Source organism: Flavobacteriales bacterium (assembly GCA_016712535.1).
Classification (GTDB): domain Bacteria; phylum Bacteroidota; class Bacteroidia; order Flavobacteriales_F; family PHOS-HE28; genus PHOS-HE28.
Genome location: JADJQW010000003.1, coordinates 154,682 through 166,573, shown reverse-complemented (window position 1 = coordinate 166,573; position 11,892 = coordinate 154,682). Strand labels below are relative to the sequence as shown.

Here is an 11,892-nt window from a genome sequence, read left to right as displayed (position 1 = left end):
CAGATCATGCGTCAACACATTCCAATTTCAAGCGGTCGGATCATCCTGAGCGGAGTCGAAGTGGGCTCAACCCTAAGGCTGCCCTTGATCGGTGCCATCGCCATCCTGATGGCCTTTGCGTCCTGCTCAACGACCGAGGCACCTGCCGAAACCCCTGCTTCACCAGCTTCTGGAACCACGGTGACCCTGACTCCCGAGCAACTGAAGAACGCCGGCATCGTGACCGGCAAGGCCGAACGCCGCTCGCTGGGCGTGCTGATTCCCGTGCAGGGCGTGGTGGACGTTCCGCCCCAGAACCTCGTGAGCATTAGTGCTCCGCTCGGCGGTTACCTGCGTTCCACGGACCTGCTGCCCGGCATGGAGGTCCAGAAGGGGCAGACGCTCGCGGTGATGCAGGACCCGCGCTTCATCCAATTGCAGCAGGACTACCTGATCGCTGAAGGAAGGGTGGCCATGCTCGCACAGGACTTCGAGCGCCAGAAGGCCTTGAACGCCACGAAGACCAGCAGTGACAAGGTGTTGCAGGAGGTCACCGCCGAGCTCAACACACAGAAGGTCACCCTTCGTTCACTGGGCGAACAGCTGCGGCTGATCGGTGTGGACCCGACAGCGCTGACCTCGGAGAGCATCTCGCGCAGCGTGGCCCTGCGTTCGCCCATCCACGGCTGGGTATCGAAGGTGAATGTGAACGTCGGGCGCTACGTGCAGCCAACGGACGTGCTCTTCGAGCTGGTCGATCCCAAGGACATCCACTTGGCGTTGACGGTCTTCGAGAAAGACCTTCCCAGTGTCAGGACTGGTCAGGAAGTGCATGCTCGTCCCACCGCCCACCCCAACGACGAGTACGAGGCAGAGGTGATCCTGGTGGGCCGCAGCCTCGATGCCGATCGCAGTGCCATCGTCCACTGCCATTTCACCAAGGCACCGAAGGACCTCGTGCCGGGCATGGCCATGAGCGCCACCCTCGAAAGCCGAACCGATACCGTGTGGTGCGTGCCCGAAGCGGCCGTGGTGCGCAGCGGCAGTGGCCAGGCCGTGTTCACAGCGAACGCGGACGGCAGCTACACGATGGTGCCTGTGACCACCGGAGCCAACGAGTATGGCTACTTCGAGCTGGTGGGATCCTCCGCCGAGCTGCGCGAACGGCCAGTGGTCGTGCAGGGGGCGTACAGCCTCCTATCCACGCTCAAGAACAGCGGGGAGGAGTGAATCCGCCAACCAAGCCTCCACCCATCGGTACGCTGCACTCGACCATGACGCGGACTGCATGGCGTCGGACGCATCATATCGCCTGCTCAGGAGTGCATCACCCGCACTGACCGCTGCGCACAACAGATAGATGCAAGAGCCGATGCGGGTCAGAGCAGCGTCTGCACCGGCACATTGCCCTCCACCACCTTGCCATCGAGCAATTTGATCGTGCGCTGCGCGTAGCCCGCATCGCGCATGCTGTGCGTGACGATGATGACCGTGGTTCCTGCCTTGTTCAACTCGGTGAGCAGGCCCATCACCTCCTCGCCCATGGCGCTGTCCAGATTGCCAGTGGGCTCATCCGCGAGGATCAGCTTGGGGCTGTTCACCACCGCACGCGCGATGGCTACGCGCTGCTGCTGCCCGCCGCTCAGCTGCTGCGGGAAATGCTTGGCGCGCGCAATGATGCTCATGCGTTCCATGGCTTCCTGCACACGCTGCTTGCGCTCGCCCTTCGGCATGCTCGTGTAGATCAAAGGCAGCTCGATGTTCTCGGCGACCGTCAATTCATCGATCAGGTTGAAGCTCTGGAACACGAAGCCGATGGTGCTCTTTCGGACCTCCGCGCGCCTGCGCTCGTTGTAGCCGCTCACGTCCTCGCCGTTCACGAAGTACTGTCCGCTGGTGGGCGAGTCGAGCAGGCCGATGATGTTGAGCAGCGTGGACTTGCCGCAGCCGCTGGGGCCCATGATGGCCACGAACTCGCCTTGGCCGATATCGATGCTCACCTCGTTCAGCGCGGTGGTCTCCACCGTGTCGGTGCGGTAGATCTTCGAGAGGTTCCGGGTCTTCAGGAGGCTCATGGTTCTGGGGTTTATCGGGGCCGGGGAGATCCTGCCCTTACTGGATCAAGAGTTCATCCGCGTCATTGAAGGCGCTGTACCGGCTGGTCACTACGCGGTCGCCGGGTGCGAGCCCTTCGAGCACTTCGTACATCTCCGGGTTCTGGCGGCCGAGCTTCACTCCGCGCTTGGTGGCCGTGCCCTCGGCATCCACCACGTACACCCATTGCCCGCCCGTGTCCTGGAAGAAGGGACCGCGCGGCAGCATCACGGCTTGCATATCCTCACTGAGCTGCAAGCGCACCTGGAAGGTCTGGCCGCGCCGAACGTCAGGCTTATCGCCCACGAAGCGCAGGTCCACATCGAACTCACCGCTGCTCACCTCAGGGTACACCTTGAAGATCTCGATGTCGTGCTCCCGGCCGGCATGCGTGAACGTCCCGTGCAGCCCGATGCCCACCCGGCTCACGTAGTGCTCAGGGATCCGCGCTCGCACCTTGAAGCTCTCCAGGACGTCGATCTGCGCGATGCGCTCACCGCGCTGCTTCGTCTGCCCCAGCTCCGCGCTCAATCCGCTTAGCTGGCCATCGATGGGCGCCTTGATCACCAGGTTCTGCAGGTTGTCGCGCAGGAAGCGCAGGTTCTGCTGGATCAGCTCCAGGTTGCTGGTGATGGAGCCCACCTGGCTGAGGCGGAAGAGCGAATCGCTGCGCACATTGGCCGCCACGAGCTTCCGCTTCTCGCGAATGTACTGCAGGTTCTCCAAGTTGCTCAGGTAGGCGTTGCGCGCGAGGAGCGAGTCCTTCACCAAGCGGTCATCCACGCGCTGGTCGCGCTCCAAGCGCTTCAGGTCCTTCTCGAGGTTGAGCAGCTCATCGCGCAGCCGCGTGGTCTGCTGATCCATGGCCAGCCGCGTGTTGCGCAGGTTGTTCTGCTGATCGAGCAGCTGCGCCTCGCGGTTGATGGCATCCATGTGCAGCTGCGGATTGCTCAGCTCGATGATGGGCTGGCCGGACTCCACCATGCTGCCGTCCTCCACGAAGCGGTGCTTCACCGTGCCGCCTTCGAGCGCATCGAGGAAGACGGTCTGGATCGGCTGCACCGTGCCAGTGACCGGAATGAACTCCTTGAAGAGGCCCTGGCTCACGGTCCCGATCGTGACCTTGGCCGCCTCCACCCGCACGCGCGATCGTCCCAGCCCGCTGGCCAGCGCCACCACCGCGAACAGCACCAACAGTCCGATGCCGGCAGCGTAGAGCATGCGGCGCCGTCTGGCGGGCCGGGTATCAATGGCGCGATCCATGAACGAGGGGCCACAAGGTTCCCGAACCCGCGCTCAGGGCAGAAGAACTATGTGCGGGGCGGATAGCCCTGTGACGAATGGTTATGCCCTACCAGACGAAGGGCAGCAAGCGCTTCACGCCCTGCATGCGCCGCGGATAATCGGGGTGCTGTTGGGTGAGCAGCGCTTCCTCGTGCTTGATCTTCAGGATGAGCACCACCGCGCAGATCGTCAATGACCACCAACGAATCGCGCTCGGCGCACCGAAGGCCAACCCCGCACCGCAGAGCAGCACCGCCGAGTACATCGGGTGGCGCACAAAACGGTAGATGCCTTGAACGCTCAATGCACTCGAGGCGCGCGGGTCGGGCATCACCGTGAGGTTATGGCCGCCGAGTGAAACAACGGCCCAAGCGAGGACGAGAAGGCCGCTCGCGAACAGCGCCCATGCCCACCATGGCAGCACCCACGAGCCGCCCAGCGCGAGCGCGCCGATGCACGTGAACTGGGCGATGACGAGTGGAATCGATCGCATGCGCGATCAGATCGCCCCAGCCCCCAACAGCAGCGCCGGTTCTTCCAGCAACCCTTTGAAGGTGTTGAGGAAGGCCGCACCGGTGGCGCCATCCACCACGCGGTGGTCGCAGCTCAGGGTCACCTTCATGGTGTGGCCCGGCACGATCCGGCCATTCTTCACCACAGGCTTCTCCATGATGCCGCCCACGGCCAGGATGCACGCATCGGGCGGGTTGATGATGGCGGTGAATTCCTCGATGCCGAACATGCCAAGGTTCGAGATGGTGAAGGTGTTGCCCTCCCAATCGGCAGGCTGCAGCTTCTTCTCCTTGGCCTTCTTCGCATAGTCGCGCACCTCAGCGCCGATGGTGCGCAGCGGCTTGCCATCCGCGAAGCGCACCACGGGCACGAGCAAGCCCTCTTCCACCGCGACGGCCACGCCGATATGCACATGCTGGTTGAAGCGGATGCGGTCACCGAGCCACGAGCTGTTCACCTTCGGGTGCTGCTTCAAGGCAACAGCGACGCCCTTGATCACCAGGTCGTTGAAGGAGATCTTATCGGGCGCGATGCTCTTGTTGATGGCCTCTCGAACGGCCATGGCGCGCTCCATGTCGATCTCGAGCGTGAGGTAGAAGTGCGGCGCCGTGAATTTGCTCTCGGCCAGGCGGCGCGCGATGGTCTTGCGCATCTGGCTCACCTCCACCTCGGTGAAGGCCTCCACCTGCGGCGCGCTGAACGCTGCGCCACCGCCGCGATGGTTCTCGATGTCGCTCTTGGTCACGCGTCCATCGGGGCCGCTGCCGCGCACGCGGCTGATGTCGATGCCCTTCTCCTCAGCCAAGTGCTTGGCGAGCGGACTGGCTTTGATGCGGCCGTTGGAGAATGCTTGTGCTGGAGGTGAAGGAGGCATGGAAGGTGATGGAGGAGCGGAATCGCGCGCCTTCACCTCCATCACCTTCTTCTCTTCCCTCACTTCCTTCACCTCCTTCGAGTCAGCAACCACGGCCGCTTTCGGAGCCTCCGCAGCCGCACTCGCCAGCAGAGCCGTGATGTCCTCCCCTTCCTTGCCGAAGACCGCAAGGATGCTATCGACCGCGGCGCTCTTGCCAGCAGGCACGCCGATGTGCAGCAGAACGCCATCCACCGGGCTCTCGAAGTCCATGGTGGCCTTGTCGGTCTCGATCTCGGCGAGCAGGTCGCCGGTCTTCAGCTTGTCGCCCACTTTCTTGTGCCACTTGCTGAGACCGCCTTCGGTCATGGTATCGCTCAGCTTCGGCATGCGGATGATCTCGGCCATGATTGCGCGGTCGTTAGTTTAACCTTCTGCCTCGGAAGGTCTTATCCCGTGAGTGCTGGTCCGATGGCAAAGAGGAGAAGCCATGATAGACCAATATCAACGAATCGGGGTCTGTGTCGAGAAGGAAGCGGCAGCTCCTCCAGCCTCCTCCTCCCATCCCGCCGAAGTGGTAATAATAGTACCCGGCACTGTCGAGCTCGTAATCACCCACGAACTCACTGCTTGATAGCGTGACTTGATTCGAGCCCGTTCCGAAAGGAGTCACGATGACCGTATAAAGGAAGGAAGTGTCCCAGCTCATGCTCGGGGTCCATTCAGCTTCTGTGTACAGGCCGACGTAGGTCCCGGCATACGGGTGCGGGGGCACGGCTTCATCCGCCTCATGCCTGCAAGCCACCAGAAGGGTGCAGCAGCAAATGATGAAGCCCGACTCACGCATGCTCAATCCTTCTCGAACGGGTAATCGGCCTGCATGTACACATCGGTGTACAGTTCGCTGGGATCGGGTACGGGCTCTCCTCCGCGAACTTCACTGATTCCTCCACTTCCTTCTTCGCGGCTTCGTCAATGGCCTCCAGCTCGGCCTCGGTGGCCCACTTGTTCGCGATCAAGGTGGCGCGCACGCTCTCGATGGGATCCTGCTGCTTGTAGGCTTCCACCTCCTCCTTGGTGCGGTACTTCTGAGGGTCGCTCATGCTGTGGCCCTTGTACCGATAGGTCTGGATATCGAGCAGGATAGGGCCGTTGCCGCCGCGCACGTGCTCGCAGGCCTTCGCGATGGCCTCATGCACGGCTTCGCAGCGCATGCCATCGACCGCCACGCCGGGCATGTCGTAGCTCTCGCCGAGGCGATGCAGGTCATGCACATTGCTGGTGCGCGCCACGCTGGTGCCCATGGCGTACTGGTTGTTCTCCACGATGAAGATCACCGGGAGCTTCCAGGTCATGGCCATGTTGAAGGTCTCGTGCAAGATGCCCTGCCGCGCGGCGCCATCGCCGAACATGCAGAGCGTGACATGGTCCTCGCCGCGGTACCAATCGGCGAAGGCGATGCCGGCGCCGAGGCCGATCTGCCCGCCCACGATGCCGTGCCCCCCGAAGAGGTTGCGGCTCTTATCGAAGAAGTGCATGCTGCCGCCCTTGCCCTTGCTGGTGCCGGTGGTGCGGCCGTAGAGCTCGGCCATGACGCGCTTGGGCGAATCGCCGAGGGCGAGCGGATGGCAATGGTCGCGGTAGCCGGTGATGATGCGGTCGGTCTTGCGGATGGCGGTGACCATGCCCGCGAGCACGGCCTCTTGACCGATGTAGAGGTGGCAGAACCCGCCGAACTTCTGCATGGTGTAGAGGTGGCCGCACTTCTCCTCGAAGCGGCGCATGAGCACCATGTCCTTGAACCAGCGCTGATAGGTCTCCTTCGGGAAGGCGGTGGAATCGGCCTTGGCGCGGCTGGCCTTGGCGGCGGTCTTGGTGGTCATGGGATGCGATGGATCGCGTGCAGTGCGTGGCGGGCAAATATACCTGCCCGCATTCCGGCGGCACCGGTCACTTACCGCTCACTTCGGCAGGAAGGAAGCGTCGAAATGCAAGGGCAGCAGATCAGCGGCCCGCGCCACTTCGATCACCGCTCCAGAGGACGCTGCCAGCAGCACGCGCATGGGCGAGCCCTGCCGGGCTTCCTGCTCCAGCAGCGCTTGCCGGCAGACGCCGCACGGCGAAACGGGCGCATCACCCGCCACTTGCGGCACAGCCACGGCGATGGTGACCACCACGGCCGAGGGATCCATGGCCAAGGCATGGTGCAAGGCGGTGCGCTCAGCGCAGATTCCTGCCGGAAAGGAGGCATTCTCCTGATTGTTCCCTTCTGTCACCGAGCCATCGCTCAAACGCAGCGCGGCCCCAACGAGGAAGCGCGAATACGGGGCATAGGCGCGCTGCGACGCCTTGATCGCATGCGCCACCAGCTCCTGATCGGCGGTTGGCAGCTCCGCGAGCGGCATCCGTCGGTACATGAAGATGTGCTGGTGCTGCTCGGCCATGCGGCGGTCGAAAGGAGGGCGAATGTACTTGAACGCTGCGCGGGCGCGAGGGTCGAATGGCGCCACTCGGTTAGTTTTGGCGGCCTTGCGGGAACCCGTGGATAACAGCTTCATCCTTCAGCGCTTCGAGCCGATCACCCTCGCGGAGATGGATGGCGTGAAGCTGCAGGACCGCGTGGACACCAAGTACGTGATCGGCGCCGACTCCCTGCCCAAGCTGCTGGAACAGATGCTCCCGCACTACCGCCTGCTCGAGGTGGATGGCAAGCGCGGCACGGCGTACCGCAGCCTCTACTTCGACACGCCCGACCTGAAGCATTACCGCGACCACCACAACAAGCGCACGTTCCGCAGCAAGGTGCGCTTCCGCGAATACATCGGCAGCGGCCTCGCCTTCCTGGAGGTGAAGCGCAAGACGGGTCGCGGCCGCACGGACAAGGCACGCATCCGCGTGGATAGCATCCCGGAGCAGCTTACTGGCGAACAGCTCCGCTTCGCGCAGGAGGCCGCGCACGATGCGAGCCCCTTGGTGCCCACCCTCTGGAACCACTTCACGCGCTACACCTTCGTGGCGAAGGACAGGCCCGAGCGCCTCACCATGGATGTGGACCTCCGCTTCTCCATGCCCGATGGCAGCGGGGAGCTCGATGGCATCGTGGTGGCCGAGCTCAAGCAGGAACGCGCCGACCGCAGCTCACCCTTCGTGAAGCTGGTGCGCGCCATGGGCGAGCGGCCCAGCGGCATGAGCAAGTATTGCATCGGCATGCTCACCTTGCGCCGCCCTGTGAAGCACAACGCCTTCAAGGAAGTGCTCCTCCGCCTCAACCGCCTGCGCAACGCCGCGTGAACACCTAAACGAACCGCATGAAATTCCTCGGCTGGGAGATCTTCCACGACGACTTCTGGGAACTCCTCTTCAAGTTCGGCCTCGACCTGCTGGTGGTGTATGTCCTCATCCGGTTGATCTACTACCCGATCCACCGCAAGAAGGACTTCCTCTTCACCTACTTCCTCTTCAACGTCCTCATCTTCTTCCTCTGCGGCCTGCTCAACAGCGTGAAGCTGAGCACGGGCTTCGCCTTCGGCCTCTTCGCGATCTTCAGCATCCTGCGCTACCGCACCGAGCAGATCAGCATCAAGGACATGACCTACCTGCTCGCGGTGATCGCCGTGGCGGTGATGAACGCGCTCTTCGGCAAGAAGGTGAGCCTGGTGGAATTGCTGTTCACCAACGCGCTGATCCTGATCACCACCTACGTGCTGGAGCACCTCTGGCTCACGCGCCACGAAGCCATGCGCCAGATCACCTACGAGCGCATCGACCTGATCAAGCCGGAGAACCGCGACAAGCTCATGGACGACCTGCGCGAGCGCCTGGGCGTGCGCCCGTCACGCATCGAGGTGGGCCGCATCGACCTGTTGCGCGACACGGCCCAATTGCGCGTGTTCTACTACGACGATGAGCAGGAGCTCGGCAGCTTCAACGAGCTGCCGCGCGATGATGGCGACGATTAGGCGTCGACTCATCTCAAGGTTGACCGCAGCAACTGCTGCCCGATGCCGCAATGCAAGCAGCGGCGCTTGTCGCAGTACTCGTTCTTGAGCTCGATGAGCGCTTGTCCTCGGCCGGCGTCCTGTGCGCTGAGCCCTGCAGCCTCCCATCCCTTCAGCACCGCATTCGATTCGGCCGGGAGCCGCTCGAGCAAGCGCATGGCACGGTCCGCATGGTCGGTGCGGCCCAGCACGCGGCCCAGGGCGAAGAGCGCCGGGACGACGGCGTTGATGATCAGGTGATCGGCGCCGACACGGCCCAGGCGCTTCGGCTTCGGCGCGCTCGGCTTGTCGAAGACCCAGTGATCGGTCCAATAGCCATCGGCTTCCACATCGAGCAGTTCGCGGATCACGGCGGGATCGTCTGATGCGATCAACGGACTCAGGTCGCCATCGCAGCGCATGATCAAGCGCGCGAACTGCGCCATGCGGATGGTGGGCAGGTTGATCGGCCGCATGCGCGCGAACTTCCAGGCGGCGAGCGGGGCCGGATGGAGGTCGTGCATGCGGGCGAGCAGCGCATGCTCGCGTTGCAGCACGCGCGGGTGCTCGTTCAAGAGATCGACTTGCAGCAGGCCCGCCTGACCGAAGAGCAGGGCCTCGGTGCGCAGCGCATCATCGCGGTACTTGTGCAGCACGCGCAGCGGCAGCGCGCGGGCCAGCATGCCGAAGGGCTCGGCATTCACCTTCAGGCCGAAGCCGCGCGCGAGCAAGTGGTAGAGGGTCTCCGACGCATCGCCGTTCAACTCACGGAAGAGCGATTCCACATGCGCCGTCCTGCGCTCCAACCGCTCCACCAGCACGCGCTCGAGCCAGGAGCTGGTGCGCAAGGGATCAGCGCGGTGCAATTGCGCAGCGCACGGCACGAAGCCCTTGCCGCGCATGAGGGCTTGGTACAGACCGATGCTCTCCGTGGAGACGCGCGGCAGCAGCTCAACCGTGGGCAAGGTGCGGCCGCTCAAAGTGCAAGCCTCGGCATCGTGCTCATGCACCACATGCAGCACCACGTTCTCATAGGCCGGGTCGTGGTGGTGGCCGTGCGCCCTCCACTCGCTCGATCGCAGGTGCACCTCCACCGTGCCCGCCCAGAGCTGTCCATCAATCCGCACTTTCGCGTCGGCCAGATCGGGCCCGCTATCGCGCTGGATGCGGCCCGCCTTCACCACTTCCACGGTGCGTCCATCCGTGGTGCGTAATCCTCGGCGCTCATACAGCCCTTGCTCCCAGATGAATTGCAGCAGGTCCTCGCCGTAGGGGAAGGCTGGGTCGAGGAGGATGGAGGAGGCGGGCGACGCTGGATACACAAGGTGAAAGTAGGCAGCGGGAATATCACCTCATGCCCGTAAACGCTTTGCCATCGCCTGCTGCATCTGCATCGCCGCCTTGCGCGCCATGGGGATGGCCTCTTCGCCCGCACCCGCATAGAGCACACCTCGGCTGCTGTTGATGAGCAGGCCGCCGTCGCGCGTCATGCCTGCATCGAGCACGGCGTCGAGGTCGCCGCCTTGCGCGCCCACGCCAGGCACGAGGAAGAAATGATCGGGCGCCAGTGCGCGCGCTTGCTGCAGCACTTCGGGTCGCGTGGCACCGGTGACGAACATGAGCTCATCGGGGCTTCCCCATTGCGCGCACTTCGCGATCACCGCCTCGAAGAGCCGCTGGCCATGCGCATCGGCGATGAACTGGAAATCGTCGGCGCCGGCGTTGCTGGTGATGCCGAGCACGATGGCCCACTTGCCGGGACGGTGCAGGAAGGGCTCGATGCTGTCGCGTCCCATGTAGGGCGATAGCGTGACGGCGTCCACATCGAGCACGTCGAAGAAGGCTTCGGCGTACTTGCGCGCGGTGTTGCCGATGTCGCCGCGCTTGGCGTCGGCGATGATGAAGCAATCGCCCTTGCTGCGGATGTAGCCGATGGTGGCCTCGAGGTCGAGCCAGCCCTGATCGCCGAGCGCCTCATAGAAGGCGAGGTTGAGCTTGTAGGCCACGGCGAGGTCGTGCGTGACTTCGACGATCGCTTCGTTGAAGGCGCGAACAGGATGGCTCTCCGCGCGGAAGTGCTCGGGCACCAGGTGCTCCTCGGTATCGAGGCCCACGCAGAGCAGGCTGCGCTTCCGCTTGATGGTGCTGATGAGTCGCTGGCGCGTCACGGCCGCGAAGATGGCGTCAGCGGCCCGATCACCACACGATCCCTACCGGGCAATGATCGCTGCCCATCACCTCGTTGAGGATGAAGGCCTCCTTCACCTGCTTCTCGAAGCCCTTGCTCACCAGCACGTAATCGATGCGCCAGCCCACGTTCTTGGCGCGCGCGCCGAAACGCTGGCTCCACCAGCTGTACTTCACCGCGTCCGGATGGAAATGCCGGAAGGTGTCCACGAAGCCTGCCGCTTGCAGCGCGTCCATGCCGTCGATCTCCTGCTGGGTGTAGCCGCTGGTCTTGTTGTAGTTGTCCTTGGGCCGCGCGAGGTCGATGGGCCGGTGCGCCACGTTCAGGTCGCCGGTGATGATGACCGGCAATTTGCCCTTGGCCAGCTTGGTGACATAGGCCTTGAACGCCGCATCCCATTCCGCGCGATAGCCGAGCCGTTTCATGCCCTCGCCGCTGTTGGGCGTATAGACGCAGACCACCACATGGTCCTTGAAGGTGCAGGTGACCACGCGGCCCTCGTCATCGTGCCCTTTCATGCCGATGCCGAAATCGACCTTGACGGGCTTCTCCTTGCTGGCGATGGCCGTGCCGCTGTAGCCGAGCTTCTCCGCGCCATAGGCGTTCACGTGATAGCCGTTGGCGTCCTTCAGTGCAGCGGCTACTTGTTCCGGCGTAGCCTTGGTCTCCTGGAAACAGATGATGTCGGCATCGAGGGTGCGCAGGGTGTCGTGCAGGCCCTTGCCTACGCTGGCACGGATGCCATTCACATTGAAGGAGATGAGCTTCATGGGTGCCCGTTGGGGGTTGAAGGTTGCGCCGGGTCAAGCCCGGGATGACGGGGTTGCGGATTGCTGAAGGGCGGCGCAGCGCCCGGGCGAAGGTGGGCATCTGCCATGAATGCTGTGTTTCCGTCAGGGCAATCCACGCCTTCACCAGCGGTTTGGTGAGAACTGGTCCAAAACTTCTAGGAAATGATATGGGGGGCCGATCTAACTTTCCCCGACTTCGAGCGTCAACGCATC

At 63.5% G+C, this 11,892-nt stretch carries 12 protein-coding genes and 1 pseudogene; 3 read left to right on the top strand and 10 right to left on the bottom strand.

What is annotated here, in order from left to right; translation table 11 throughout:
* Window positions 1–6 precede the first annotated feature (6 nt).
* Complete coding sequence (locus tag IPK70_10855) at window positions 7–1,209, top strand: efflux RND transporter periplasmic adaptor subunit (protein MBK8227660.1); 1,203 nt, start codon at window positions 7–9, stop codon at window positions 1,207–1,209.
* A gap of 149 nt (window positions 1,210–1,358) precedes the next feature.
* Here IPK70_10855 and IPK70_10850 read toward each other — a convergent pair whose 3' ends face one another.
* From IPK70_10850 to IPK70_10820, 7 genes and pseudogenes are all read right to left on the bottom strand, one after another.
* On the bottom strand, window positions 1,359–2,054 hold the full coding sequence (locus tag IPK70_10850) for an ABC transporter ATP-binding protein (protein ID MBK8227659.1): 696 nt from the start codon (window positions 2,052–2,054) through the stop codon (window positions 1,359–1,361).
* 37 nt (window positions 2,055–2,091) lie between these two features.
* A complete protein-coding gene (locus IPK70_10845; GenBank protein ID MBK8227658.1) occupies window positions 2,092–3,336 on the bottom strand; it encodes an efflux RND transporter periplasmic adaptor subunit in 1,245 nt (414 codons plus the stop codon).
* Window positions 3,337–3,424: 88 nt separating this feature from the next.
* Window positions 3,425–3,850 (bottom strand): isoprenylcysteine carboxylmethyltransferase family protein, encoded by a 426-nt coding sequence (locus IPK70_10840; GenBank protein ID MBK8227657.1) that lies wholly within the window; start codon window positions 3,848–3,850, stop codon window positions 3,425–3,427.
* A gap of 6 nt (window positions 3,851–3,856) precedes the next feature.
* Complete coding sequence (locus IPK70_10835) at window positions 3,857–5,131, bottom strand: pyruvate dehydrogenase complex dihydrolipoamide acetyltransferase (GenBank protein ID MBK8227656.1); 1,275 nt, start codon at window positions 5,129–5,131, stop codon at window positions 3,857–3,859.
* A gap of 13 nt (window positions 5,132–5,144) precedes the next feature.
* Entirely contained in the window at window positions 5,145–5,570 is a 426-nt protein-coding gene (locus IPK70_10830; protein ID MBK8227655.1) for a hypothetical protein, read from the bottom strand.
* A gap of 2 nt (window positions 5,571–5,572) precedes the next feature.
* A pseudogene (pdhA, locus tag IPK70_10825) lies at window positions 5,573–6,606 on the bottom strand (pyruvate dehydrogenase (acetyl-transferring) E1 component subunit alpha).
* 78 nt (window positions 6,607–6,684) lie between these two features.
* The gene (locus IPK70_10820) at window positions 6,685–7,167 is read right to left on the bottom strand and encodes a cytidine deaminase (protein ID MBK8227654.1); all 483 of its coding nucleotides are present in this window, start codon (window positions 7,165–7,167) and stop codon (window positions 6,685–6,687) included.
* An 85-nt stretch (window positions 7,168–7,252) separates the two neighbouring features.
* On the opposite strand from IPK70_10820, the gene IPK70_10815 reads away from it, so the two are divergent.
* On the top strand, window positions 7,253–8,014 hold the full coding sequence (locus IPK70_10815) for a polyphosphate polymerase domain-containing protein (GenBank protein MBK8227653.1): 762 nt from the start codon (window positions 7,253–7,255) through the stop codon (window positions 8,012–8,014).
* A 17-nt stretch (window positions 8,015–8,031) separates the two neighbouring features.
* Complete coding sequence (locus IPK70_10810; protein ID MBK8227652.1) at window positions 8,032–8,682, top strand: DUF4956 domain-containing protein; 651 nt, start codon at window positions 8,032–8,034, stop codon at window positions 8,680–8,682.
* A gap of 8 nt (window positions 8,683–8,690) precedes the next feature.
* On the opposite strand, the gene IPK70_10805 is transcribed toward IPK70_10810, so the two are convergent.
* The 3 genes from IPK70_10805 to xth are packed head-to-tail and all read right to left on the bottom strand — an operon-like array spanning window position 8,691 to window position 11,658.
* Window positions 8,691–10,022, bottom strand: coding sequence for a DUF2851 family protein (locus IPK70_10805; protein ID MBK8227651.1), 1,332 nt, complete (start codon window positions 10,020–10,022; stop codon window positions 8,691–8,693).
* Window positions 10,023–10,052: 30 nt separating this feature from the next.
* Window positions 10,053–10,868: an orotidine-5'-phosphate decarboxylase gene (gene pyrF, locus IPK70_10800; protein MBK8227650.1), complete on the bottom strand. Its 816-nt coding sequence runs from the start codon at window positions 10,866–10,868 to the stop codon at window positions 10,053–10,055.
* A gap of 28 nt (window positions 10,869–10,896) precedes the next feature.
* Entirely contained in the window at window positions 10,897–11,658 is a 762-nt protein-coding gene (gene xth / locus IPK70_10795; GenBank protein MBK8227649.1) for an exodeoxyribonuclease III, read from the bottom strand.
* Between the last annotated feature and the right edge of the window lie 234 nt (window positions 11,659–11,892).

What these genes read in the sequence shown, in the direction of transcription:
- IPK70_10855 (MBK8227660.1), top strand. Translation starts at nt 7, where the DNA reads ATGCGTCAACACATTCCAATTTCAAGCGGTCGGATCATCCTGAGCGGA.
- IPK70_10850 (MBK8227659.1), bottom strand. Translation starts at nt 2,054, where the DNA reads ATGAGCCTCCTGAAGACCCGGAACCTCTCGAAGATCTACCGCACCGAC.
- IPK70_10845 (MBK8227658.1), bottom strand. Translation starts at nt 3,336, where the DNA reads ATGGATCGCGCCATTGATACCCGGCCCGCCAGACGGCGCCGCATGCTC.
- IPK70_10840 (MBK8227657.1), bottom strand. Translation starts at nt 3,850, where the DNA reads ATGCGATCGATTCCACTCGTCATCGCCCAGTTCACGTGCATCGGCGCG.
- IPK70_10835 (MBK8227656.1), bottom strand. Translation starts at nt 5,131, where the DNA reads ATGGCCGAGATCATCCGCATGCCGAAGCTGAGCGATACCATGACCGAA.
- IPK70_10830 (MBK8227655.1), bottom strand. Translation starts at nt 5,570, where the DNA reads ATGCGTGAGTCGGGCTTCATCATTTGCTGCTGCACCCTTCTGGTGGCT.
- IPK70_10820 (MBK8227654.1), bottom strand. Translation starts at nt 7,167, where the DNA reads ATGGCCGAGCAGCACCAGCACATCTTCATGTACCGACGGATGCCGCTC.
- IPK70_10810 (MBK8227652.1), top strand. Translation starts at nt 8,032, where the DNA reads ATGAAATTCCTCGGCTGGGAGATCTTCCACGACGACTTCTGGGAACTC.
- xth (MBK8227649.1), bottom strand. Translation starts at nt 11,658, where the DNA reads ATGAAGCTCATCTCCTTCAATGTGAATGGCATCCGTGCCAGCGTAGGC.